The sequence below is a fragment of the Streptomyces sp. NPDC060184 genome, assembly GCF_042728795.1.
In the GTDB taxonomy this organism is placed as follows: domain Bacteria; phylum Actinomycetota; class Actinomycetes; order Streptomycetales; family Streptomycetaceae; genus Streptomyces.
The window spans coordinates 1-25,584 of record NZ_JBHWYX010000042.1 but is presented as its reverse complement, the minus strand read 5'-3'; the positions used below and the strand labels follow the sequence as shown (position 1 = coordinate 25,584).

The following is a 25,584-nucleotide window of genomic DNA, read 5'->3' as shown; positions in this document are numbered from 1 at the left end:
GGTTTTTTCGAGGGCCCGAGCCGGGGGCCGGCAGAGCGGTGCCCCGGCTCGGGCCGAACGGTGGTCAGAGCCCGCCGACCCCGGCGAAGAAGCCCACCGACGGGTCCTCGGGCGTACCGATCAGCAGGGCCCGGTCCAGGAGCCCGTTGTAGTGCTCGCAGCTGGTTTCCGGCAGGAGGACGCAAGCGTGGCACGCCGCGAGGTTGATGCCGCCCACGCCGCCCCCCTCGGACTCCACGCACAGGGGGTCGGCAGAGCACCACTGGGCGCGTGTCAGCGCCGAGCGCAGCGTGGCGACGAGCTTGTCCGGTTCGCCCTGGGCAACGAGGCCGCCCAGGCTGCCGGCGGAGTCGCTGGTGGCGGTCGAGACGAGGAGGCCGGCCATCGTGTCGTCCACGTACAGCCGCTCGCGCAGGGAAGCCGCCGGGTACCCGCCGTCCAGACTCCACTCGTTGATCAGTACGTGGGCCAGCGTGTGCAGCAGCACCATGCGGGGGGACGCGGGGGAGTCGGGGACGGACTCGGGGTCCTTCGCACGTTCCCGCATCAGCCGCAGGTGGTTGGCGCGCAGACGGTCGGCGCGCGCGGCGACCGCGGCGTTTCTCGCCCAGTCGTCGACGCGTTCCTCGTCGAGACGGAGGAAGACCCCCTCCCCCTGCACCTCCATGGCAGGAAGCCAGTCGGTCGAGATGAGCGACAGAGCCGCCTCATGGACGTCCGCGCTGGTCTCGGGCGTGTCCACCCGGGAGAACGCCTTGAGGGCCCTGACCTCGCGGAGACGTTTCACCAGCATCGGCCCGACCACACCGTAGGGGCGCAAGACGGAATCAGAGGACCGCGGCGGCTCGCAGACGAACTGCTCCTCGTGGTCCGTCGTGCTCTCGGGCTGTCCCACGATCAGAGTCGTGTACTCCTGTCTGCGCAACTCGTGGAAGGCGCTGTCCTGCTCGTGCTCGGGGTCCTCGTTCCGGCTCTCGGCGGCGATGAGGGCACGCACCGTCCCGACGGAGAACTCGTACTTCAACTGCATGCCGAGCAGCCTCAGGTAGACCTTCATCTCGTCGTCGTCCAGGGTCCGGAGATCGTCCAGGTGCGGCTCCAGACGGGATGCCTGCCCGGAGCTGTGCGGCGGGATCGAGAGCGCCGTTCTCACGATCGGCTGCCAGACGACGGAAGAACCGCGTTGGAGGGTGCGGGGACGCTCCGAGCAGGGATCGTCCGGGGCGTTGCCCAACCAGGGGCGCTTCCCGCGGCAGAACACCTTGAGGTCGGCGAGCGCCGCCGAGCGGAACGCCCCCTCCATCGACACTTCGGGAACACCGCAGGAACAGGAGACGAGTATCGACCGGAGCGAGGCGGTCTTCCCGGTCGTGCGCAGGCGCATCTCACCTCCGCACGGACCGGCGGTCGAGCCGTTGCCGCGGTGGGCCCACTTCCAGTACGGGAAGTCGTCGATGTGGCCGTGGGGGCACGCCATGACGAAGCGGGAAGGGACCAGCTCCTCGTCGCAGTCCCCGCACTCGTTCTTGCCGGGAGGGGAGTTGAAACGTCCCACGGGCTGGAGCGCGTGGCAGTTCGGGCACGAGTGCCAGAGCGGGAAACGCCGGACGCGGACCCCGTCCTTGCTCGTGTCGTCGGACGCGGGCGGCAGTCTGAACGACTTCACGCCCAGCGCCCTGGCGAGCCGCTGTTCATGGATGACGGGAGCCTCGGAGACGTTCCACGAGTCGATGCCGCTGACGATGAAGGACTCGTTGTCCACGGCGACCAGTGAACCGACGCCGTAGGTCGTGATCACCTGTGCGCGCCGGACCGAGCCGCGGCGGGGGTAGCTGCGCTCGGGCGCGCCGGTCGACCTGCGGCGACGGGGCGGGGGTGTCATCGGGTGGCCTCCATGAACAGTCCTGACTCGGCATCCACGTCGCGGAGGCTCCACAGGGTGGGCCAGGCGTCGTCGCGGGTGTCGTCGAACGATTGCAGCAGAGAAGGGGACTTTTTGCCGCGCTTGGGCTCGTACAGCAGTTCCCCCAGGGTCTCGGCGTCGTCCCTCCACCAGTCGAGGAACAACGTGAGCGCGGCTTCCGTCGCCTCGTACTCTTCGGGGGCGACGGAACGGACACGACTCAGGAGGGGCCCCACCACCTCCTTCTCCAGCTCTTCGCGGAACTCGGCGATCCGGCCGGCCGCCTCGTTCGGACGTGCGGCCGGAATCAGGAGGCGGGCGAGGGCGACCACGACGGCGTGCAACCCTCGTTCGCGGGCGCGTGAGGAGAACGGTGTGACGCTGGTCGACTCGACCTCGCGGTACAGGGCCGAGTGGAAGTGCTGGAACGACTCGTAGTGCGAGCGGTCCCTGGAGCGCGAAGAGTTGAGCATCACGGCGACGAGACCGGGGTGGCGCCGTCCGACCCGACTGGTCGCCTGGATGTACTCGGCGGTCGTCTGCGGCTGACCCATGACGGCCATCAGGCCCAGCCGGTCCACGTCGACGCCGACCGAGATCATGTTCGTCGCGAGCAGGACGTCCACGGTTTCCGGGTGTGGCAGCCCGAGTTCCACCTGCTTGAGCCGCTTGGGGACTTCGCTGGAGTTGGCGCGGCTGGTCAGCTCCGTCTGCTCCGTCACCTTGCGCTGCTCGCACCCGTCCCGGTCGGCCAAGTAGCCCAGGTGCGCGTCGACGTCGTCGTGGACCTGCAACTCGGCGGCGGCCAGGAGGCGGAGGCTGTTGAAGTACCCGACGAGTGTCCAATAGGCGTCCCGCACCTCTTCCGTGGTGTCCGCGCGGGCGGCGTGGTGGAGCAGTGCGGCGTACGTGCGGACGAGGAGGGTGGCCTGGCTCGTGCTGGGGGTGAGGAGACCGACGTACTGACGGCTCGCCTTGTCCTTCGCGGGGGTTTCCACGGCGAACCAGGAATCGCGGGCATCGATGCCTGCAGGTGGGAACTGTGCCACCTCGCGGTCGAACAACCTCTTGCCCTGCTCGGACGCGCGGCGGATCGTGGCGGTGGAGGCGATGACTTTGGGCCGGCCGGACAGTACGTCCACAGCTGCTTCGTACAGACCGGTGAGAGTGCCCAACGGTCCCGAGATCAGATGGAGTTCGTCTTGGACGATCAGCTCGGGCGGCGGCGTGCCGTCCGAGCGGTCGCGGTTGAACAGGGCGGCTGTCGCCTCGCGCCAGGGCATGGCGGCGAACTTGTCCACGGTGGCGATCACGAGCGTGGGCCGGGCGTCGTAGACGGACTCGTCGACCAGATGGACCGGCAGACCGTCGCGGAAGTCGCACATGTCGTCCGGGCAGCGGACGTGCATGCGCTTGGCCGGTTCGTCGACCTCGTACTGATGGGCGTCGAGTCGGGTACCGCACCAGGGGCAGGCGTGGAGTTGGACGGGGTTCTTCTCCTGGAGGTCCTTCTCCTTGCGCAGCTCGCGCAGGCTCTCCTCCGCCGCCGCCAACGTGTTGGGAGTGGCGGACTGGCCCACCCACATACCGATGGAGATGGATTCGGCACCCAGGGACCCGTCATCGAGCCGGATGCGTTCCATGGCACAGATGAGCGCTGCCGCGCGCTCGAACTGCTGCAGGGTGAGAAGACGCAGGGTGTACCGCATGAGGACGGTCACTCCGCCGCCCCGCTCCGCGTGGCGCATGCGCCGGAGGAACGTGGTGAACGCGACGAGGCCGAGGTACGCCTCGGTCTTGCCACCGCCGGTCGGGAACCAGAGGAGGTCGGCGATCTCACGGTCGGGGTGCCGGCCGTCCACGATCCCTTCGAGGCAGAGCAACATGAAGGAGATCTGGAAGGGGCGCCACCGTCCGGCGGTCTCGTCGGGAGAATCGACCCGTCCGCTCTTCACCCACTCTCCCCGGGCCCGCTGCAGCGCCATCGCCCGGTTGGCGAGCCGGAAAGCCCGCATCGCGTCGGAGTCGGTGCCGAGAACGCGAATGCCGTGGCGCATCCGACCGAGTGCGGTGCGGCAGGCTTCGAGCTGCTGCCGTGCCGGGGCGGCGTGGCCGGTGCTGCGGAACACCGCCGCTTCCGCCTCCTTCCGTTCGATCCACGCCGCGTAATCGGCCATCAGGTTGTTGAGTGCCGCCAACACCTCGGTCTCGGGAAGGGTCGCCAACCCGTGCATCGTGAGTGCGGAGTCGTCGATCTCCGGGTTCGAGTCGGTCAACAGCACCTCGTGCGCGGGGACGAACTCGGTGCGCACCGTGCTGATCGCCGTCGGTTCGACGGTGGGCGCGCCGATCGGAGGCGGGGTCCAGTCCCAGTCGGCCGCGCATCCGTGGCCCACGGCGAAGGTGGGCGCGTGCCGGTACAGGAGTCTGCCGGAGGCCACGTCCGGGTCGTCGGTGCGGTGCGCCGCCGGCCGTTCCACGAAGGCGGGAGCACCGGACGGAGTCGTGACGGTCAGACGCGGCTGGTAGAAGCAGAAGGCGTCCTGCAACTCCCGTTCTCCGATCCGACGCGTGTTGATCAGGGTGACGGTGACCGTCACGGTGCCGGACGCGGCTGGAGGCCGCACCAGGACGTCCAACCGGAGCCCCTCCGACACCGGCTCGGAACGACGGCGGGCATCGGTCACGTCGACCGGCACCGGGGCGAGGTCGAGTTCCCGCCTGCGCCACTGCTCACGCTGTTCCGCGACCGTGCGGGCTTCTGCGCGTATCGGTGCCAGAGGACGCCCCTCGGCGTCGACCGGGTCGTACGCCGCGGCTTCCACGTGGACGACGACGGTCCGGGACACGCCGGGGTCGACGGCGAAGGTGATTCCCATCGAAGCGGGGCGCCGGTCGCCGACGAGCGGCGCCGACGCCTCCGGGGCGGCCTCCTCGACGTCCTTGCCCCGTCGGACGACCGGGCTGTCGTCCAACCCGTCGACCTCGGCGGCGTCGTTCTCCAGAGCGATCGCCGCGTCCGCTCCCGCCGGCCGAGGAAAGAGGACCCCGATCGGGTATGTCGTCATGGGCGGATCCTGAGTGAGCACCTCGTCGGGCGTCCCCGGACCGAGGAGGTCCCGGCGGAGCTGCGCGACGAGTCCGTCGCGCACCCGGTAGTGGGCGCCGTGCTTGCCGGTACGGTCCGTCATCGTTCGAGTTCCTCCTGCATCGATCCTTGGGCCCAGCGGTAGCGGCCGAGTCCCGTCAGGCGCGGTACGGTCCACATGCCCTGGTCACCGAGTCCGGCCCGCGCTCCGGAGGCCGAGCTGCCGGCGACGCTCTCCAGACAATCGACACGGAAACCCGCGATCTCCGTGGGCCAGTTCACGACCCACGTGTTGTTGATCTTCAGATTGCCGTACAGATCCTCGCGGAACCGTTCGGAGACGACGGCCACCGGCCGATCGCCGTGGAAGACGGTGTACGGCGGGCTCTGCTCCGGGGCGAGCGGCAGCCCGTGCTGAAGGCGGAGCGTCACGGCGTCGCCCGCCCGTACGGACGACAGGAGGTGGTCCTGCAACGCGCCGGCATCCTCCGTGAAACCGTCCGTGCCGGGCGGGTGCAGACGGCATACGTCGCCGCCTGACGCCGCGATGCCCTTGCGCACATGGCTCTTCCAACCACCGAGGTACCAGCGGTCCGTCCGTCTGTCCCGCCGTACGAGCGCCGTCCCGGGAGCCGTGAGGCGGAACAGGTCGTCCCGGGGCCGGGTCATGGCGACGTAGAGGGCACGTGCTTCCGCCGCCGGGTCGATCCGCTCGTGCTGCTTGCGCAACTCTGCCAAGGACGGGGGCTCGACCACGAGAACCCGGTCGAACTCCATCCCCTTGGACCGGTGCACGGTCGACACCACCAGCCGGGCGGATTCGACTGCGGCGAGGTCGTCGGGGAAACGCCCGTCGGCGACCGCGCGGCGCAGCGCCCGTACGTCCAACGCCCCCCGTGGAGCACGCGCCACGCTCCTCAAGGACCGCCACACGCGGGTCGGGTCCGCTCCGGGGGCGACGGGGCTGTCGTCCAGCAACTCCTCGAAGCGCTTCTCGGTCAGCGTGGCGGAGCCCACGTGGCGCAGGACGTCCGCGACCCACGGAGGGACCGGGTACTCCTGGAGGGACCGCTGCGTGCGGTGTGCGACTCCCAGGGCGTGCAAGGTGTCCGACAGAACCAGGGCCTGCCTGTTGTCCCGGCAGAGGATCGCGCACGTGCCAGGGAAGCTGTGCAGGGACCCCAGAGTGAAGGGATCGTCCAGCTGACCGAAGCTCGGACACGAGCGGAGGAGATCGACCAGCCGACGGTGGGCGTCCTCACCGGCGGCGTCGGACAGGTCCGATTCCGAGGGCGCGTCGCGGAGCACGGGCCCCAGCGCGAGCGCGGTGCGGGCTTCCTCCGTACGGGTCCGGTGGTTTCCGGAGAGATGGAGCTCCACCAGGTCGTCGGGGTACGACGCGCGCAACCAGTCGAAGAAGTAGTTGGTCTCCGCCGCGCGGGCATCCTCGTCCTCGACCTGGAAACCGTAGATGGCCTGGGCACCGTCCCCGACCACGGTGAAGCCGCAGCTGTCCTGGAATCGGTCCAACAGCGTCTCCACCATGTCCCGGCGGTCTCCGACCAGGTCCTGGACCTCGTCGATGACCACGTGGGCAGGTGGCCCCTGCTCGCTCTCCTCGATCGCACCGCGCAGGACGGCTTCCGTCGCTTCCCGGATTCGTTCGTCGAAGCGCGACGCGCTCCAGTCGCGGTCGGGCTGTTCGGAGCGCAGCACCGACAGCGCCCACGAGTCGAACGTCTGGACGCGGACCCGCCGGGCCGAATGCGCGTGACGCGCGATCCGCTCGCGCAACTCCCGGACCGCGGCCCGGGAGAAACTGAGCACCAGGATCTCCCGGGCTTCGAGGGCGTCCTCCTCGTGCCCCGTCAGCACGTCGAGCCGGCGTACCAGCGTGTGGGTTTTGCCGGCGCCCGCACCGGCGGTGACCAGCAGCCGGGTGTCCCACGGCTGGTCCACGACCGCCTGCTGTTCCTCGCTCAGCGGCGGGCTGTCGACGTACGCGTCGCTCACTTGGTACCCCACAGATGCTCGAACTGCGTGAAGGCGAGCTTTCCGCCGTAGTTGGTGATGTTGTCGCGGACGTTGAGGATCAAGCAGGTGTCCTTTCCGCCGTTGCGGGGGCCGCGCAGTCCGCGCCCGATCATCTGCTGGTAGACGTTCGGGCTGTAGGTGGGGCGTGCCACGACCACGGCCCGGGTGGCCGGTGCGTCGAAGCCCTGGCTGAGGACGCCGTAGTTGGTGAGGACGCGGATCCGGCCCATGCGGAAATCGGTGATGATCTTCCTGCGCTCGGCCTTCGGGGTCGCGGAGTCCACCGAAGCCGCCCGGATGCCGCGGTCCTTGAGCCTGGCCGCGAGGACCTTCGCGTGGGCCACCGAGGTCGCGAACACCAGGACCGGCCAGTTGTCGGGCATGGCTCCGATCTTGTCCAGGATGCGGTTGTTCCGGTCCTGGTCGTCGGCGAGACGCTGTTCGGCGGCCTTCGAGAGCAGGCTCATCTGTTCCGCCTGTTCCTTCTCCGCGTGGGTCAGCTCGATCGTGCCGCCCGCCAGCTCCTCGTGGTCGACGCTCGCCAGCATGCCGAGTTCCTGGAGATCCTGGTAGGGGTCGCCCGAGGGGAAGATGCCGTCGTCGAGACGGTGTCCCCCGAAGCGCTGCACCAGCCGCCGGGTCTCCTCGTCGTTGGTGTTGCGGAACGGCGTCGCGGTCAGCCCGAGCAGATGGCAGCGGGTCTCGCGTGACGTCAGTCCGAGCTGGGCGAGGATGTCCGTGTACTGCGGCGAGATGGCGACGTGCGCCTCGTCGACGATGACGAGAGAAGACTTCCGCAGCCAGGCGTAGCCGTCGGCGCCCATACAACCGCGGAGTTTGGCGTCGGTCGCCACGACCAGGTGGGGTCGGTCCGTGACCGGCCCCGCCTCGTTCGCCGACCAGAGTCGGCTGATCGTCAGCGGGGTCTCCGCACCGACCTTCGACCAGACGAAGCTCCAGCTCTGCACGGCCTGTTCGCACAGTTCCTCGGTCTGCGCGATCCACAGGATCGGTCCGTCGAGATCTCCCACTTGCTTGACCCAGCGGATGACGGCCTCCGCCGCCACCCGGGTCTTCCCCGCCCCCGTCGGCAGCGACAGCATCCCGCGCTGCGGGGAGAACCGGTCGAGCATGGTGAAGACCTTCGTCGCCAGGCGTTCCTGGTAGTCGTGGAGACGAGGGAACTCCGAAGGGCCCGGAACGTCGATCCGAGCTTCCAAGGAGGGGGACGTGGCGCCCGCGAAGGTGTCCGGGAAGCCGAACTCCGCGACGAACTTCACCGCGGCGGACGAGCCGGAGAACCCGGAAGGTGCGTGGTTCGGGTAGGCCGCCCGGAGGTCCTTCACGTGTGTCTGGAGCACACCGTCGCCGTGCGCGTTGTACGCCATGCGCGCGATGCGCCTCGGGGACGGGTCTGCATCCCCGGACTCGGCCTGCTCGCTCTCCATGAGGCCCGACGGAAGGCCCTCCCTGAGGGCGGTCGCGCCGATGAGCAGCTCCAACTTCTCTTCCACGCTCGTCGCTTCGCGGACGCGTCGGAGCGCGGCCTGCACCTGCTGGTCCTCCTCCTGGCGTTCCTGCGCCGCCAGCACGGCCTTGCAGCCGACCTCACCCAGACCCCAGCGGAGTTCGCGGTCCACGGCGACGAGCGTCGTGAGCCGGTCGGCCGGTTCGAGGACGAGGACAGTCGTCCCCCGCAGAGCGCTCGTGAGCGGGGTGGCCTTGGTTCCCAACGGGGTACGGGTCAGCTCCTCCAACTCCGAACAACGCAGCAAAGAGTGGTTGTTGACGAGAGGTCCCAGGCGCAGGCGGAGCGTGGGGAATTCGTCCTGCACGGGGATCGCCTCCCCGGTCGCGACGTGCCGGGTTTCCCTGCTGATCACGTCGGCGTACGGGAGCATCCCCCAGGTCTTCACCAGGAGTGCCGCGTTCTCGGGGGTGCCGGCGAAGAGCGCCGGGATCCTCTCGGCCCTCAGCGCCCGGTACTCGGCATCGGTGCCCGCCACCGCGATCTCGCCGTCCTCCCGCGCCGTCCACTCCGATCCGACGCGGCAGCGGGTGAGTTGGCCTTCCGGGAAATCCACTTCGAGGCGGGTCAGCAGGACGTAGGTACTGCCGACGAACGCGTCGTCGTCACTCCGGGCGAGTTCCTCCAGGAGGTGGCTCCACTGGTCCGCCGGCACCTGCTCGGTCGTGGTCGGCAGGTGGAGCTTGCGTGCCTTCTCCGCGCTGATGTCGGCGACCGGCAGAACGTCCGCGTACGCACGGAGCTGCGGTCCCACGGCACGGGACAAGGGGAGAATCCCCTGGGAGGTGGACACGCGCCCGTGCTTGCGGAGCATCCACCGCAGCGGCGACGGCGCCTGCTTCCGGGTTGAGCTCTGGGCGCCGATCTGCAGGGTCCAGGAGTCGATGACCGCGTCGTCGGGCATGGCGTGCACGAAGGCCGCCTTGCCTTCCTCCGACAGAGCTTCAAGCAGATGCAGGGGGCCGCCGACGGGAGGCCCTTCCACCTTGAGCCGGTTGAGAGCGGGGCGGGAAGCGCTACTGCTCAGCGTCTTGCAGTAGCTCTGGTGCACGGCAGCGCGGTACTCCTCGAACCAGCCTTCGTCCGTGGGGCGGTGTCCGGGCGAGGGTCGGTCACGGAGACCGAGGTCGCGAAGGAGACCCGTGTCGTCCGAGTGGAACGTCAGGTCGACGGCGATCGACTTGTCGCGGCTTCCGTCGGCGGGCACCACCGCACCCGGCAGCAGGCAGTCGCGCATCCGGTGGAAGCGTCCGTCCGTGGTCTTGAGGAACAGAGTGTCCTTCGGCTCGCGCACCTGCTTCCGGATCCGGAGCGCCTGCCCCTGCGCACCCGCGCCGTGGAGCAACTCCCAAAAATGAGTCCAGTCCTGCGGGCCGTAGGCGTCGAGATTTCCGTGCTCCAGCACACTGATGAACCTGCCCTCGGCGTTGGCCTCCTGGATGCCGAGGGTCTGGAGATCGCTCGCCAGGGATTCGTCCTCGGAGAGCCGGCGGTCGACGTACGTCGTCGTGTCCTTCAGGCCGTCCTGGATGGTCCGGCGGAAGATCTTGGGGCCGGGAGCCACCATCCCGCTCTCCTCGGTCAGCACGATCCGGGCGGAACGCGCCTCCTCGGCGAAGGGCGAGACGGACCGGATCATCTCGGCGAGAATCCGGATCGCCGTGGCCGAAGCTTCCACCGTCCCGTCGGTGACGAGAGCTTCCAACCACTCGCGCACCGTCGCGCGGGAACGCTTCGCCTCGTCGAGAATGTGGGCGACCTTGCCAGGACGGAACTCACCCGCCTCGACCGACGGGTGGATCCAGTCCGAAGGGCGCCCCGGGTAGGCACTCCACATCCGGAGCCACTCCATCCGCAGAGGAACCTTGTTCTCCGGCGCGGGGTGGACGTTGACGTCGTGAGGAGCCCGCAGAACACCGTCCTGGTCCGGAAGGGAGGGAAGCTTCGCGGCCAGCGTCCAGACGCACTCGGTGAGGTACCGGTCCGCCCAGTTGAGCGTCTCCTTGGCACGGCCCGGGAGCAACGGCAGGTACGCGCCGGGATCCTTGGCCGGCGCCAGGTCGGGCAAGGAGTCGATCACCAGACGCGCGGCAACCTGGATGATCTCCTGGTTGAACGGGCTGGAGTCCAGGAGGTTCTGCCGGTCCTCGTTCGTCTTCCACGCGCCGTTCAGAGCGCCGCTCAGTGTCATCGGGTACTTGGTCGGGAAGAACGACCAGAACTCACCGCGCCCCCTGGGGGCGGTCAGCACGGTCTCGCCGGAGTACTCGGGCACGGCCCAGGAAATGTCGACGGTGCCGCGGTCGTGCAGCTCACCGGCGCTGGAACGGGCCGACTCCGTGGGCCGGTGGGCGTGGGTGAAGACCTTCCAGAAGGTGCGACTGGCGGGCTTTCCGGTTCGGGACTCGTTGATGGTGTGGAGGAAACCGTCGTGGTCGACGGTGATCTCACGACGGATGGTGGGCCGGCTCCGCCTGTCCTCCAGGACCACCGTGCCCACGTGGTCCGAGAAGAGCTGGAACCGTGCGGGAAACTCCCGCTGGACGTCGCCCTTGGTGCCCGAGACGTGCATGTCGTGGGCGAGTTCATCGGCCGTTCCCGGGAGCAGCGGGAGGCGGACCACGGTGGTGGCCCAGTCCATCAACTCGTCGAGGACGCCGTCCGCCAGCCGTTCCGTGTCGGCATCCAGGGGGCGGGCCATACGTAGCACGGGGGCCTCGAAGTCGTCCTCGGGTGCTCTGCGGCATGCTTCCTTGATCGCCTCGTAGGACCAGGAGCGGTCGAAGCCGAACGAGCCGGAGGTGCTGAAGAACTGAGGGGTGTCGGTGACGGCGAGGACCGACTTCACGCCGACGCCGAACCTGCCGATCTGGCCGCCGCGCTTCTTCGACACGCTCATCCGGAGAATGGTCTCGGCGCCCTCCGGGGTGACGGGCGTTCCCTCGTTCGCGCAGTACAGGTGCGTCGCCGTGAGTACGGCCTGCACCTTTCCGCCCGGCGTCGAGGCGATCTCGTCGGCCGCGTTCTGCACGAGTTCGAACAACTGGCGGTCGCCGTAACCGCCCTGCGTGATGCGGCGTTCCCCGTTGGCGTGTTCCTGGATGAGGCCCGGGTCCACCCGATACGTTTCGAGCACCCGCGTGGACTGTTCGAGGATCTTCCGAATGACGGGCGAGTCGCCCGAACTGCCCGTGCCACCGATGTGGTTCATGCTTATCCCATTCATGACCGTGTATGTGTGCGGAGAACGGGCCGGCCGCGTGGGGGCGGCGGCCGGCCGGTACTGCGAAGTGCGACATCGGTGGTGGGGCCCGAAGATGAGACGTGACTCAGTCGTGCGGGAAGATCATGACGACGACGATGACGGGGGGTCGGGACCGCCGCGAACGGACGCGCCGGGAGGCGTCGGAGCGGTTCCGGGGGTGCGTACCGGCGCCTCCGCGGAGAGCCTTCCGGCGGGCAGCCCGGAGACGGCTCCGGCCGCGGCTGCTGGGGCGGTGGCGGTCCGTGGCCGTGGAGCCGTCGGTGCCCTCGGCGGACTTCGCCGCCTTGCGGGCTCCCTCGCGCCGCCGCCGCTGAGCGTCGACGACCGCTCGGGGGATACCCATGGCGTCGAGGAACTCTGCCTTCAACTCCGGGTCGTCGAGGGAGTCGTACTGGTCGGCGAGGTGGAAATCCTCGCCCTCGGGAGTGCTGTCATCGCTATTGCCCATGGAGTGGTTCTCATCTCTCGTAGTGGTCGAGGCGAAGGCCGGAAGGAAGCGCACTTGCAGAGGAATGGACCGGGCAATTTTGCACGGGTGAAACCGAGATGGTTTCGGTACGAGCCAAGCGTATTTCGGTGACCTTGCGCAAGGCTTTTGACTCATTCGCAGAAAATCGCGAGCCGAGGTGTGCTTTTGGCATCCGGGCACAACGAATAGACCCCCGAGAAGGGAGTGGTGGCTACAGCCGGGTGAGGCTGTTCCTGATAGGACGTTACACGGGTGGGGCCCTCGTCTTCAAGGGGAAATCTCAGGGATCCGGGTGGGTTTCTCGTCCGAGGTGGCCACCGGAGGGCAGGTGCAATTCGGACCTCTGCGGTCAATCTTCTCAAGAGGGGGCATCCAGGCCTAATTGCTATCTGATCGTTATTTCTGAACACATACTTTTCAATCGACCGAGACGACATCTCGATATCGCGGTCCACGTGTCAAATTTCATTGTCGCCCGAGTCTGCATGTCAAAATGACGTACGGTGACCCCATGAACCGTGAGGTGGTCGAGGAGTGGTGACGGTGGACGGCGGCATGGACTTCGGGCCCTGGCTCGCGCGACAGCTCAAACAGTCGAACATGAGCCAGGCGGACCTGGCCCAAGAGATCGGCATGACGAGGGCGGCGGTCTCCGCCTGGATCACCGGACGGGCGACGCCCCGTGAGGACACCGTCGCCAGGATCGCGGATGCGCTCGGAACCGACCTCGGCACGATCCACACCCGCACCGCCGATACGCTGGCCGGCCTGCCCGTTTCCTGGAGCCACCGGCCCGGATACGCCGACGGGGGAAGGGACTTCGGCAACGCTGCCGCCTTCGCCTTCCAGGCGGACGTGTCAGTGTTGGCCCGCGAGGCCACTCAGAACAGTCTCGACGAGCGGCTCGACAGGAACCAGCCCGTACGCGTCCGCTACACGTTGCACGAGCTGACCGGCGAGACCCTCGCCCGCTTCCGTGACGCGATCCGCTGGAACGATCTCCTTCCGCACTACCTGGCCGCCGCGGAGCAGGAGCAGAAGGTCGGCCGAGTCATCGCCACGGGCCTGCGGGACATGCGGGAGCAGGACCGCCTCGTGCTTCTGCGGGTCGACGACTACAACGCCTCCGGGCTCACCGGGGACGACTACGCGGACGGGCGGTTCGCCGCCGTGGTCCGACGCCAACTCGACAGCCACAAGTCGACCTCCGGCGCGGGCGGTTCGTACGGTCTCGGCAAGGCGACGCTCTGGGCGACGAGTCGGCTGGGCCTGGTGCTCATGAACTCGACACTCTCCGAACCCCACGAGGGTCGCACGGAGCGGCGACTCGTCGGCCGCCTCGACCTGCCCTGGCGCGAAGTGGACGGGCTTCCTTGGGCCGGTCCGGCCTGGTTCGGCCGCCCGGACCCCGAGTCGAAGTCCGGCGACGTGGCCCGATCGTGGTGGGCGGACGAAGAGACCGTCGAGCGCCTCCACCTCACCCGGGAAAGCGCCGAGCCGGGTACGTCCTTTCTGATCGTGGGCGCCCATGACGTGGCGAGCCTCGTGCGGGGCGAGGACGACGAGAACGACGACGACAGCGTGCAACGCATGCACAGGCGTCTGGTCGATGCCCTCGGACGGAACTTCTGGGCAGCCATGACCACCGGCGCGTCCCGACCGCCGCTCCTGGAAGCGTCGGTCCGCACGTTGCGCAACGGGGCGGAGATCCTTCCGGAGCAGCGCGTGGACCCCACGGTCACTCAACCCTCCCGGACCCGTGCCCTCCGTGCGTTCCTCGACGGCACGACGGTCGAACGTCACACCGAAGCCGGTCAGGTGGCGATGAGGACCGTGACGCTCAAGGTTCCGGCCGGGGCGGCAGGAACGAGCGGCGGAGAGCACGAGGCCGTCCTCCTGGTCACCGACGCGGAGGACGAGGACCTCAGGTTCAACAAGTTCAACACCGTGGTGAAGATGCGCGGCAATCGCATGACCGTGCAGACGAGCGGCGTCTACGGGCTGCCGGTCGGGACCAACCCGTTCCAGGCGGTGCTGCTCGCGGGGAAGGCGGCGGGCACGGACGCTCCCTTCGCCGAAGAGGCCGAGACGTTCCTTCGGACCTCGGAGCCTCCCGAGCACAACAAATGGGGGCAGACGGAGGAGCTGCGGACGATGTACTCGCCGTCCGCCTTCCGTCGTATCGAGGCGCTCACGACGGAGACGAACAAGGCCGTACGGGACCTCATCGCCGTACCCAGGAAGAAGGGGTCCGCCGGTACGGAGAAGCTGCGCAAGAAGCTTTCCCTGGGAAAGAAGAAGGTGGCCAGGCCCCAGATGAGGAAGAGCGCTCTGCCGACCCTGGACGATCTCCAGGCGACCGTGGTGGGGGAAGCCTGGAATGTCGTGGCCGAGGTGAAGATTCCTGATGGTGGTGACGCCTGGCGCCCGACTCCGGTGGCAAAGCTGGACGTCCGCTCGGGTGTTCGTCCGGTGGTGCGCTGGGCCGAACTCGTCGCCGTGAAGAACTGCGAAATCGTCGACGGAGCACTTCACTTCGTGCCGGGGGCCCGGAGCGCGACGTTCAGAGGAACGACCGACACGTCGACCCATACCGTTCGAGCCGCCTACACCGGGCTCGTGGTGGAACTCAAGTCCGAGAAGGAGGCGCAGGCATGAAGGTCTATCCGTACGAGCGCGTGCCCGGCGTCGTCGACCTGAGGGTGACCGGCATCGAGTTGTTCGGCCCCGGCGAGATCCGTGAACGTCTGGACACGAGCGCGTTCTCCGTCACCGACAAGGTGGTCGCTCTCGGCGGCCTCGACAGGGACGACTGGGAACGGGCCCGGCTGAGCCTCGCCGCCTCCGTCCCGGGCAGGACGACGGACGACGACGGTCCCTGGTCCGACGTGTCGGTGGTTGTCGTCCTGACCGAGGGAACGACCAACACGCGGCTCAGCAGCCCGCTGACACGCGAGTCCGAGAATGGTCGGCAGTGGGGCGGGCGCATCGACCTCTGGCGGGCCGACCACGTGGACCGGGCGTCCATGACCGTCCACGTGGTGGCCACGGTCGGTGGCGTGCCAGGACGCGTCGTCGCGTCGGCCGACAAGGACTGGGTCGTCGACGTGAAGTCCGACACACCGCTGCGTGACCGCCGGCTCGACTTCACGGAGGTCGGTTTCGCCGAGGGCCCGGAGTGGCTGAGGCCGCTCAAGGACATGCCGTGGGCCGTCGACACCTCGGGAGACCTGCCGGTCGTGCGCCTGAACGCCGACTTCGAAGGAGTCTCCGATCTGGTCGGGGGCGAGGCGTCGGGCCCCGAAGGACTCGTCCGGGAACTCTTGGTCGCGCAGATGTGCACGGACGTGTGGACGGCCGTGTTCCACGCGGCGGTCGGCGACCTGGAGGTGGAGGAGGACGGCACTCCACTGTTTCCACGTGACTGGCGTGGCGAAGTGCTCCGCGAAATGCTGCAGGACGTGGTGCCCGGCAGGCCGCCGGAGGACGCCTTGGCCGAGGTCCACCGACGCAGGGCGAGTACGGCGGGCTGGACGGACCTCCAACCGCGCATCCACTACGCGGCCACGCGGAGGGCCGAAGTGCCCAAGGCGCTGACCGCCGCAGTCCAGGGACTGAACCGACTCGACCGGGGGGTCTACGCATGACCGACAAGCCGAACCACCTGCCGGCGCGGCTGGCGTTGCTCTCCGACCTCGACGCGGCCACGTACCTCACAGAGGGCGTGCTCACCGGCAAGGAGGACATCCCGGCGATAGCGTTGAACAAGGCAACTGAGCCCTTGGTCCACACGGACGGCGTCCGGGGCGAGTCGATGCCGGTACGCGATCTGATCGACGACGCCATGCACCAGTTCCGCGACGCGAAGCCGACGGCTGCCGACGCGTGGCTCGCGCCTCGGCTCCACGCGACACTCCGACTGAGCCGCCGCGAGGCCGCCGACCGCAGGTTCTGGAACTACCTGGCCCTAGGGGTGGCACCCGACTACGTGGTGTGGCGACACCTGGCGGAGCCGAAGGACGACGAGGCGAAGAAGGCGCCGAAGGTCGCCCTCGCACGATTCCGAGGCCCCTCGTACACGCAGGCGTTCGCCCGGCTCTGGTGGGCGGCGGAGCTGTTCAGGGACGGCCCGGACTACGGTCCCGTGGAGACGGCCTGCTCCCAGCAGGACATGCTCAACACCGCACTCAGGCTCGGTGTGATCGAGCACCGGCCCACGGCCCAGGCGCTGTTGCGCACGATCCGACGCGGTACCGTCACTACGGGGCGCGAGATCAACGCGTTGACGGCGGCCGTCAACGCGTCCGCCGCGACGCTGATGTACGACGTCCTCGCGCCTGACGTCGAGCGGGACGGCCGCCCCCTGGCCGAGTGGATCGAGGAAGCCGAGGGCGCACCCCCCGTACCCCGGCGGACGCTGCCCGACGGCCCGAACGAGGAGAAGGTTCCGGACGACGCGGTGGAGGCCCTGGCCGACCACTTCGCGGAGCTGTTCGCGCATGCGCCCGTGCGGGGCAGGGAGCCGCAGGAAGTGGCGGCCGGAGCGGTCTGACCCGGGCGGCCGGACGCTCAGGCGTCCGCCGAGTCGTCCTCGGTCGTGGGGGGACGCCACGTGGCGAGCGCTTCGAGCCACTCCTTCTCGGGAGCCTTGCCCCGTAGGGCCGTGCTCAGGATGTGAAGCGACATGCGCGGGGGAATGGCGTTGCCGATCTGCTGGGCGATGTCGGTGGAACGCCAGGGGTAGGCGGCGGGGAAGGACTGGAGCAGACCGGCCTCTTCGAAGGAAAGCCGGTCGAGTTCCTCGCCGTCCCTCCAGTCGTCCGGTCCGGTGCCCTTCAACAGGTAGAGACGGTTGCGCCGTACCTTGCCCGTGACCGTTGCGGCGGGTTCGGAAGAGGTACGCCGGCCACGGTCTTTCGGGTCGCCGCCCGAACCGTAATTGGAGACCATCACGAATTGCTCGGGTCGCCGCGTCCCGAGGGCGTCTCCCATGGACACCCAAGGCAGAGGCGCTTCCTCCGCGTCCCCGATCGTCTGCTGACCGACCCGGTCGTGCGAAGACGCCGGTGCGTGCAGTCTTTCCACGCCCTTGCGGTACCGCTGGTGCGTCGGCCTCGGGAAGTGGACCTTCCTGAGCGTGTTCCTCGGATCCCATTGGGCGATCAGCACCGCTCGCCGACGTGCTTGCGGCACGCCGAAGTCTTCGGAATGCAGTACGTGGGCCTCGGCTGCGTATCCGGTCCGCCTGAGCAACTCGACGTAGTGCTTCCACACAGGCAGGACTGTCGGTACCTGCTCCAGCACGATCACCTCGTAGGGCTTGCGCCGGCGGAGCTTCGCTTCCACGATCCAGCGCAGCGGTTGGAGAACGAGCCCGGTTCGGTCGTCGGACATGGCGTCGGTCTCCTTTTTCACCGCCTGCCACGCACGGTCGAACGACGTCCACGTGGTGTGACCGACCAGACAGGAGGCCAGCCGCTTCACGTCCTCCAGAGCCTTGTGGCCTTCACGGTTTCCGGCGACGGAGAACGACTGACAGGGCGGTCCGCCGGTGAGGACGTTGGCTTCCACGACCTCGGGATCACAGGGGCCGAGCGCGGCGACGTTCTTCTCCGTAGTGGTCAGCAGCCCAGCGGCGTGTCGGGTCGCACGTGTTGGGTCGTCCCACTCGACACCGATGCTCTCCACCCCGTCCATGATCGTCGCCGCGATGTCCAGACCGCCGGGACCTGCGAAAAGGTCGACGATCCGAAAATTTGCAGCCGAGAGCGACGAGTGAGGGGGGTGGGTCATGGTGTGCAAGTGTAGCCGGCGGAGGAGGGGCCCCGGGACGGTAACCGGCGCCCCCGCGTCCGGGCGGATCAGGAGTCGAGCGCCGCGGCGATGGCCCGTCCGAGTGCCGCCCCGACCGGAGGCGGGGACGCGTGGCCGATCTGTCGGTAGTGCGCGGTCTTCTTTCCGGCGAACTGCCATTCCTCGGGGAACGCCTGCAGAATCGCCGTCTGCTCGACGGTCAGTTTGATCAGGCCGGAGGAGTCGTGGTCCGGGCCGGGCACCTCGTCCGCCAGCGCACCGCCGTTGACCCCCATGCGCTCCCATGCCTTCTTGGTGCCCGTGGGGCCCAGGTCCGCGCCTCCTCGGTTGTCCGATCCGCCCACCAACGTCGGAGCGACGGAGAGGGCGTCGGCGGCCCACGCGTCGGCGCCGGGCCAGCCGCGGGACTTCATGGACCGGGCCAGCGCCCGGCCGACGGACACATGGGACCGCACGGTCGGTGCCGGAGGCACGAAGCGGTCGAAGTACCGCTCCTTCAGGGCGACCATGACCCCCTGCTTGCGGTCCTGCGGCACGCCGAAGTCGGCGGCGTTCACCACGAACCAGGTCAGGCGGTAACCGAGGTGTTCGAGCTCCTTGTGCGCGAAGTCCCGGGTCGGGCCGAGGTCGGGGGAGTCCACCAGCCCCGGCACGTTCTCGATGAGCACGGCACGTGGCTGGATCGAGTGCGCGAGCAGGACCGCCGCCTCCAGCAGACGGATCTCCTCGATGCTTTCCGCCCGTACGGTGGTGGCGTTCGACTTCACGCGCGGGAGACCGGCGGCCAGCAGGTCCACGTCGTACGTCTCACGGTGCTCGACCGGATCGAAGTCCATCAGATCCATCTCCAGGACCTGCCACGACGGACGGTTCAGGCGGAGTGTTTCGCAGGCGATCGGCTTCCGGTCCAGGAGCAGCACCGGTTCGAAGCCCGCTTCCTCCAGCCCCAGCGCCAACCCGCCCGCTCCCGCGCACACCTCGACGGAACGCAACGCTCCCACAGGTCCCCACCCCTTGCTCTCGTGCTCATCGTCGTCGTTCCCGCTCGACCGTCGCCGCCACCCGCTCGGCTATCGCCACCGGGCTCTCGTGCGTCCAGAAACGGAGCACCGTCCAGCCTTCCTCGGTGAGGCACTCGGTCGTTTCCACGTCCCGCGCCATGTTCCGGGCGAGCTTTTCCCGCCACCACTCGGCGTTCGCCTTGGGCTGTGTGGCGTGCACCGGGCATCCGTGCCAGAAGCAGCCGTCGATCAGCACCGCGACCTTGGCCCGGGTGAACGCGATGTCAACCGTCCTGCGGCGCATGGTGGGCACCGGCCAGTTCACCCGGTAGCGGAGACCGGCGGCATGCAGGAGCCTGCGCACCGCCAGTTCAGGAGCTGTGTCACGGCTCGATTGACGGCTCATGCGCGCCGAGACGGCGGCGGACGAGGGGACCACGACGTTCATCACCATCATTGTCCTACCTTCCGGAAACCGCGTGGCCGGTTCGGTGATTTCCGTGACCAGGTTGTGGATGTTTGGTGTTTCCATGCGATCGGAAGCCTGAACGGAAAAGCGCGGTCACCCCTCGGGGGCGACCGCGCTTTCACTGTTCGGAGCCGAATCGGGTCACCCCGCCCCGTGGCACTCCCGGTACACGTCCCCCGACCCGCACCAGCACGCCGCGGAGCGGGGCGGGGGCCAGGGGAGGGCTCGGCCTCGGGCGGCGAGGGTGGTGGCGTAGAGGGGGAGGAGGGTCGGGTCGGCGGGGGTGGTGGCCTCGGAGGCGGCGAAGGCCTCGTAGGAGGGGATGGTGCCGGTGACGATGCCGAGGTTCGCGGTGCCGGCGGCGTGGAGGTCGCGCAGGGCGGTCTCCACGGCGGTCAGGTGGCCGGGGTGGTCGGGGTACTCGGCGGCCAGGGCGGGGTAGGCGGCGAGCAGTTCCGCCAGTTCGTTCGCGGGCCAGTGCAGGACGGCGACCGGGAAGGGGCGGGAGAGGGCCGTGCGGTAGACGCCCAGTTCGGCGCGGAGGCGGGTGATCTCCGCTTGCAGCTCGCCCGGGTCCGAGGAGCCGAGGGACCAGAGCCGCTTCGGGTCGTGCAGCTCGTCGAGCGGGACCTCGGCCGTGTGCAGGGTGTCGGCGAGCCGGTCCCAGTCGTCGTGGTCCGAGCCGCGCAGCCGGCGCACGCGGTGGCGGCCGGTGAGCAGGGACTGCGTGGCGTACGGGACTTCCTCGCCCGGCGTCAGCAGCAGGGTCAGCGCGGTCGAGAAGAGGTCGTGGGCGGCCTCCAGCTCGTCGTGCGCCTCCAGGGTCTCCGCGGCGATCGTCCAGGGGCCCGCCGCGCGGGGGGCCGCGACGCGCAGGCCGTCGATGATCGCGCGGGCCTCGGCCTCGTGCCCGTACTCCCAGAGGTTGGCGGCCTTGAGGGCCTTCACCAGGTGGGGGTCCTCGACGGGAACGTCCTCGGAGGTGAGCAGGTCGTCGTAGAGGGTCGCGGCGCGGGCGCGCTCGCCGGCGAGTTCCAGATGGGCCGCGGCCTGGAGGAGCAGCGGTTCGCGGTCCTCCGGGTAGCGCACCGCGGTGCGCAGCAGTCGCTCGGCTTCGGTGATGTGCTCGGCAGGCGTGTCGGGGCGCATGTCCCACACCGTACTGCGGGGAGGCGGGCCCGCGGGAGCGACCGGCGAGGGGGGCAGGGGTGCGCCTGGACACAGGGGTGCGCACCGGGTACGTACCGGGAACGCACGGGTGCGCACGGGTGTACAACCGGTGGAACACCCGCCCGGGGCCGTACCCCCGGGGCCGTACCCCCCGGGGCTCCCGTCGTACCCGCGCCGCGGCCCGCACCCCCGCGCTCACGCCGCGGCCAGGGGCGCACCCGCACCACGCCACCACACCCCGCTCCCCGTACCCGGCGCCGTGCGCGGGTTCCCGCCCGGACGCGCCGAGGTGTGGCCCCGGGGGGCGGTGCGGGGCGGCGGTAAAGTCCCCGGGTGCTGAGAAGACGTCCGCAGGTGTGGTGGTTGCTGGTCCCGTACGTGTTGTACCTGGGGGCCCTGCCGTGGGTGAACCGGGTGGAGCCCGTCGTGTTCGGGCTGCCGTTCCTCTTCGTCTGGATGCTCGGGGCGACCCTGCTGACGCCCGTCGCCGTCTGGCTGACCCGGCGGGGGGACCGCCGGTGAACGCCGCAGTCGCCACCTCCGTCTTCGCCGCCTTCATGGTGCTCACCGTCGCGCTCGGGCTGTTCGCCCTGCGCGGGCGCGGGGGCGGCGGGGGCGGGCTGGCCGAGTGGTCCGTGGGCGGTCGGAGCCTCGGGGCCGTCTTCATCTGGGTGCTGATGGCGGGCGAGGGATACACCAGTTTCAGCTACCTCGGCGCCGCCGGCTGGGGCTACAACTACGGCGCGCCCGTGCTGTACGTCGTCGCGTACATGTCCTGCGGGTACGCCCTCGGGTATCTGGTCGGCCCCACCCTCTGGGGGTACGCGCGCCGGCACGGCCTGGTCGGGATCACCGACATGGTCGCCCACCGCTTCCGCCGGCCCTGGCTCGGCGCGCTCGTCGCCGTCCTCGCGACCGTCTTCCTGCTGCCGTACATCCAGCTCCAGATCACCGGCATGGGCGTGGTCGTCTCGACGATCTCCTACGGCGCGATCAGCCTGAACTGGGCCTACTTCATCGCCTTCGCCGTCACCACCGGCTTCGTCGTCGTCAGCGGGCTGCGCGGCAGCGCCTGGGTGTCGGTACTGAAGGACGTCATGGTCATCGGGACCCTCGGCTTCCTCGCGTTCTACGTACCGATCCACTACTTCGACGGGTACGGCCCCTTCCTGGACCGGCTCGTCACCGAGAAGAGCGAGTGGCTGACGTTCCCCGGGCACGGGGACAGCGGGCTCGGCGAGGCGTGGTTCGTCAGTACGTCGTTCCTGAACTCGCTCACCGTGGTGATCTTCCCGACCACCGTCGCCGGCTACCTCGGCGCCCGGAACGCCGACGTCCTGCGGCGGAACGCCATGTGGCTGCCCGCCTACAACGTCCTGCTCTTCGTCCCGATGCTGCTCGGGATGGCCGCGCTGTTCGTCGTACCGGGGCTGGTCGGGGCGGACTCGAACCTCGCCCTCTTCAAGCTCGTCACCGACTCGCTGCCCGCCTGGGCGGTCGGCGTCATCGGGGTGGCCGCCGCGCTCTCCTCGATCGTGCCCATGGCCGTCTTCATGCTGGTCATCGGCACGATGTGGGGGCGCAGCGTGCTCTCTCTCGTCCCCCGCTGGCAGCAGCGGCAGAAGGGCGCGGCGCAGATCGTGGTCGTGGTGGCCGGCGGGCTCGCGCTGCTCCTCACCTACACCGCGCCCAACACCCTCGTGCGGCTCTCGCTCATCTCGTACGAGGGGATGGCGCAGCTGCTGCCGATGGTGCTGCTGGCGCTGGTGTGGCGGCGGCTCACCTTCCCCGGGGCGTTCAGCGGGCTCGCGGTCGGGGTGGTCGTGGTCTGCGTGCTCGTCTTCAACGGGTACGACCCGGTGTGGGGCGTGAACGCCGGGCTCGTCGCCCTGGCGGCCAACCTGGCGGTCGCGCTGGCGGTGACGTACGCGGGGCCGCGCGACCGGGACGAGCGGCCGGACGACGAGGTGCTCGCCCGCGACGAGATCGATGACGGGACGGGGCCGCGGGCGGAGGCGTCCGCCGGCGCCGGGTGAGCCGCCGCGGGTGGTCCCCACCGGGCGCACTCCGGCCGCACTCCGGCCGCACTCCGCCCCCTCCGGCCACCCGGTGTGATCCAGGCCATCGTGTATAACGGCTGGAGAGGTCCGTGACCGACCGGGAAGAGCCCGGCGCCGGACCGGACATGGACGTCACGACCGTTCGGACCGGTCCGACCGGTCCGAACGGTCCGAACGGCACGGACAACACGAGCGGCGGAACAGGAGGAGCCATGAGCGACGCGTACCCGGTCACCGGTGCGTACCCCGGGCGTCTTCGCGGTTCCTTCGCGCGCCTGCTCCGGCCCGCGGGTCTGCTGGTCCTCTTCGTCGCCCAGATCGTCCTCGCCGAGGGCGGCAGCCTCTCCGCCGCCGTCGCGCTCGCCGCCACCGCCGCGGCGGGCTCCGCGCTCCTCGCCTGCTCGGTGATCAGCGCGCGCTGCGCCGTGCCCGTGCTCCGGACGCAGGTCCGCACCGCGCTGCGGGACCGGGCGCGACGCACCGCGTTCCTGCCGCAGCGGGATCCGGACGCCAAGGGGCGTACGCGCCCCCGCGCCCCCGGGCGTGCCGTTCTCCGCACGGCCGCCGCGTAAGACTTCCGCCCCTTCGGACCCTCGGCCCCAGGTTCTCGGACCTTCGGGCCCTCGGACCCGACGCCGACGCGCCCCTCCATGGGGCCCGTCCCTCGTTCCCGTCCGCCGGTTCCGTACGAAGTCCGCGCGCCGCGTCCGTATCCGCGCGCGCCGGCACGCCGCCGTGCCCCGCGCCGAACGCCCCGCGTTCCGACTCCGCACTTCACCGGCACGACGAGACCCCTCGGAGGGCTCCCCATGTCCGCGTTCCTGTCCGCTTTCGCGAGCCTGGTCGGCGCGTTCGCCGACCTGCTCCACCCGCTCTTCCAGTCCGCGTCCGCCGCCGCGGCGATCATCCTGTTCACCGCGCTCGTGCGGCTCGCCGTGCACCCCCTGTCGCGGGCCGCCGCGCGCGGGCAGAAGGCCCGTACGCGCCTCCAGCCGCAGATCGCCGAGCTGCGCAAGAAGCACGCCAAGAACCCCGAGCGCATGCAGAAGGCGCTCATGGAACTGCACAAGGAGGAGCAGGTCTCGCCGCTCTCCGGGTGCCTGCCGAGCCTCTTCCAGATGCCCGCGTTCTTCCTGCTGTACCACCTCTTCTCCAGCGCGAAGATCGGCGGCGAGGCCAACGAACTCCTCGGCCACCAGCTCTTCGGGGCGCCGCTGGGAGAGCGCTGGCACCACGCCCTCGCCGAGGGCGGCCTCTTCGGCGGCCAGGGGCTGGTCTACCTCGGCCTCTTCGCGATCGTCGCGGTCGTGGCCACCTTCAACTACCGGCGTACGAAGCGTCAGATGGCCCTCAACCCGGTGGCCCCCACGGCCGGCCCGGACGGGCAGCCGGTACCGGGCATGGGCGCGATGACGAAGGTGATGCCGCTGATGTCGTTCTTCACCCTCTTCACCGTGGCCGTGGTGCCGCTCGCGGCGGCCCTGTACGTCGTCACCAGCACCACCTGGACCGCGATCGAAAGGGCCTACCTCTACCGCGACGCACCGGCCGCCGGAGCGGCGATGGCCTCCGTCGCCTGACCCGTAAAACCGGCCCCTGCCTGGGATTATGTGCTCTGGGGTGCGTCCAGGGAGTGGGCGCACCTTGCCAAGTGATCGGATGTCTTGCAGTCTGGACGGATGAGGATGGGCTGCGCGGGTGCGGTGTCCGGCGGTCGCCGGTCACGCGTCGTGCGGCGTCACCGGCGGTCGCCGGTCACGCTTCGCGCGGCCGGTACCCCTCTCCACCAGGCATCTCTACCCAGGGAGTGGCACCCGTGAAGTTGCTTCGAGTCGGTACGGCGGGAGCGGAGCGTCCGGCTCTGCTCGCGGAGGACGGAACACTGCGCGACCTGTCGGGGGTCGTTCCCGACATCGACAGTGCGCTGCTCGCCGACGAGCACGGGCTCGACCGGGTGCGCGCCGCCGCGGCCGACGCCGCCTCGCTGCCCGAGCTGGACCCGGCCGGGCTGCGGACCGGGGCGCCGCTCGCCCGCATCGGCAAGATCATCTGCATCGGGCTGAACTACCACGACCACGCGAAGGAGACCGGCGCGGCGATCCCCGAGGAGCCGATCCTCTTCTTCAAGGCGCCCGACACGGTCGTCGGCCCCGAGGACACCGTCCTCGTGCCGCGCAACAGCGTGAAGACCGACTGGGAGGTCGAGCTCGCGGTCGTCATCGGCCGCACCGCCCGCTACCTCGACTCGGCCGAGGAGGCGCTGGAGCACGTCGCCGGTTACGCCACGGCGCACGACGTCTCCGAGCGCGAGTTCCAGATCGAGCGCGGCGGCACCTGGGACAAGGGCAAGAACTGCGAGACGTTCAACCCGCTCGGCCCCTGGTTCGTGACCGCCGACGAGATCCCCGACCCCCAGGCGCTGCCGCTGAGGCTCTGGGTCAACGGCGAGCTGAAGCAGGACGGCACCACCGCCGAGCAGATCTTCCCGGTCGGCGAGGTCGTGCGCTACCTCAGCCACTTCATGACCCTCTACCCGGGCGACGTGATCAACACGGGCACCCCGGCGGGCGTCGCGATGGGCCACCCGGACCCGAAGCCTTACCTGCGGGCGGGCGACGTCGTCGAGCTGGAGATCGAAGGCCTGGGACGCCAGCGCCAGGTGCTGAAGGACGCGTAACACCTCGTACCGACGCCCCGTGGCCCCGCGCACGACATCTGCGCCGGGCCCCCGCAGTGTCATATAAACAACTCCCAGCCCCCCAGACCGAAAGCGAACCGGTCTC

General features: G+C 69.5%; 17 protein-coding genes. 8 read left to right on the top strand and 9 right to left on the bottom strand.

Going from position 1 to position 25,584, the window contains the following annotated elements:
• Positions 1-64 precede the first annotated feature (64 nt).
• The 5 genes from drmB to ACFWEE_RS25060 all read right to left on the bottom strand — a co-directional run bounded on the left by drmB (position 65) and on the right by ACFWEE_RS25060 (position 12,266).
• A complete protein-coding gene (drmB, locus tag ACFWEE_RS25080; RefSeq protein ID WP_386892317.1) occupies positions 65-1,882 on the bottom strand; it encodes a DrmB family protein in 1,818 nt (605 codons plus the stop codon).
• The gene (locus ACFWEE_RS25075) at positions 1,879-5,094 is read right to left on the bottom strand and encodes a helicase-related protein (RefSeq protein ID WP_386892316.1); all 3,216 of its coding nucleotides are present in this window, start codon (positions 5,092-5,094) and stop codon (positions 1,879-1,881) included. Before ACFWEE_RS25075 ends, drmB begins: the two co-directional genes overlap by 4 nt.
• Positions 5,091-7,004 (bottom strand): UvrD-helicase domain-containing protein, encoded by a 1,914-nt coding sequence (locus ACFWEE_RS25070; protein WP_386892315.1) that lies wholly within the window; start codon positions 7,002-7,004, stop codon positions 5,091-5,093. Before ACFWEE_RS25070 ends, ACFWEE_RS25075 begins: the two co-directional genes overlap by 4 nt.
• Positions 7,001-11,764: a DEAD/DEAH box helicase gene (locus ACFWEE_RS25065; protein ID WP_386892314.1), complete on the bottom strand. Its 4,764-nt coding sequence runs from the start codon at positions 11,762-11,764 to the stop codon at positions 7,001-7,003. The genes ACFWEE_RS25070 and ACFWEE_RS25065 overlap by 4 nt, the downstream gene beginning before the upstream one ends.
• A 118-nt stretch (positions 11,765-11,882) precedes the next feature.
• A complete protein-coding gene (locus ACFWEE_RS25060; protein WP_386892313.1) occupies positions 11,883-12,266 on the bottom strand; it encodes a hypothetical protein in 384 nt (127 codons plus the stop codon).
• 576 nt (positions 12,267-12,842) lie between these two features.
• On the opposite strand from ACFWEE_RS25060, the gene ACFWEE_RS25055 reads away from it, so the two are divergent.
• From ACFWEE_RS25055 to ACFWEE_RS25045, 3 genes are read left to right on the top strand one after another with little or no spacing between them, the layout of a single operon-like run.
• Positions 12,843-14,945: a helix-turn-helix domain-containing protein gene (locus ACFWEE_RS25055; RefSeq protein ID WP_386892329.1), complete on the top strand. Its 2,103-nt coding sequence runs from the start codon at positions 12,843-12,845 to the stop codon at positions 14,943-14,945.
• Positions 14,942-15,934 (top strand): hypothetical protein, encoded by a 993-nt coding sequence (locus tag ACFWEE_RS25050; RefSeq protein ID WP_386892311.1) that lies wholly within the window; start codon positions 14,942-14,944, stop codon positions 15,932-15,934. The genes ACFWEE_RS25055 and ACFWEE_RS25050 overlap by 4 nt, the downstream gene beginning before the upstream one ends.
• Positions 15,931-16,839 carry a DUF6339 family protein gene (locus ACFWEE_RS25045; protein ID WP_386892310.1) on the top strand — a complete coding sequence of 303 codons (909 nt, stop codon included), beginning with the start codon at positions 15,931-15,933 and terminating at the stop codon, positions 16,837-16,839. The genes ACFWEE_RS25050 and ACFWEE_RS25045 overlap by 4 nt, the downstream gene beginning before the upstream one ends.
• Positions 16,840-16,856: 17 nt before the next feature.
• On the opposite strand, the gene ACFWEE_RS25040 is transcribed toward ACFWEE_RS25045, so the two are convergent.
• The 4 genes from ACFWEE_RS25040 to ACFWEE_RS25025 form a co-directional block, all read right to left on the bottom strand.
• Positions 16,857-18,080, bottom strand: coding sequence for a DNA cytosine methyltransferase (locus ACFWEE_RS25040; protein WP_386892309.1), 1,224 nt, complete (start codon positions 18,078-18,080; stop codon positions 16,857-16,859).
• Between the two features lie 68 nt (positions 18,081-18,148).
• Positions 18,149-19,102 carry a DNA cytosine methyltransferase gene (locus tag ACFWEE_RS25035; RefSeq protein WP_386892308.1) on the bottom strand — a complete coding sequence of 318 codons (954 nt, stop codon included), beginning with the start codon at positions 19,100-19,102 and terminating at the stop codon, positions 18,149-18,151.
• Positions 19,103-19,127: 25 nt separating this feature from the next.
• A complete protein-coding gene (locus ACFWEE_RS25030; protein WP_386892307.1) occupies positions 19,128-19,550 on the bottom strand; it encodes a very short patch repair endonuclease in 423 nt (140 codons plus the stop codon).
• Between the two features lie 162 nt (positions 19,551-19,712).
• Positions 19,713-20,720, bottom strand: coding sequence for an SEC-C metal-binding domain-containing protein (locus ACFWEE_RS25025; RefSeq protein WP_386892306.1), 1,008 nt, complete (start codon positions 20,718-20,720; stop codon positions 19,713-19,715).
• A 384-nt stretch (positions 20,721-21,104) separates the two neighbouring features.
• Between ACFWEE_RS25025 and ACFWEE_RS25020 the strand changes: the two genes are divergently transcribed.
• The 5 genes from ACFWEE_RS25020 (at position 21,105) to ACFWEE_RS25000 (ending at position 25,478) form a co-directional block, all read left to right on the top strand.
• Positions 21,105-21,263 carry a DUF3311 domain-containing protein gene (locus tag ACFWEE_RS25020; protein WP_323180469.1) on the top strand — a complete coding sequence of 53 codons (159 nt, stop codon included), beginning with the start codon at positions 21,105-21,107 and terminating at the stop codon, positions 21,261-21,263.
• Positions 21,260-22,777, top strand: a complete 1,518-nt coding sequence (locus ACFWEE_RS25015) for a sodium:solute symporter (protein ID WP_386892305.1) — start codon at positions 21,260-21,262, stop codon at positions 22,775-22,777. Before ACFWEE_RS25020 ends, ACFWEE_RS25015 begins: the two co-directional genes overlap by 4 nt.
• 236 nt (positions 22,778-23,013) lie before the next feature.
• Positions 23,014-23,373, top strand: coding sequence for a DUF6412 domain-containing protein (locus ACFWEE_RS25010; protein WP_386892304.1), 360 nt, complete (start codon positions 23,014-23,016; stop codon positions 23,371-23,373).
• A gap of 237 nt (positions 23,374-23,610) precedes the next feature.
• Positions 23,611-24,381: a YidC/Oxa1 family membrane protein insertase gene (locus ACFWEE_RS25005; protein WP_386892303.1), complete on the top strand. Its 771-nt coding sequence runs from the start codon at positions 23,611-23,613 to the stop codon at positions 24,379-24,381.
• Between the two features lie 236 nt (positions 24,382-24,617).
• A complete protein-coding gene (locus ACFWEE_RS25000; RefSeq protein WP_386892302.1) occupies positions 24,618-25,478 on the top strand; it encodes a fumarylacetoacetate hydrolase family protein in 861 nt (286 codons plus the stop codon).
• Positions 25,479-25,584 lie beyond the last annotated feature (106 nt).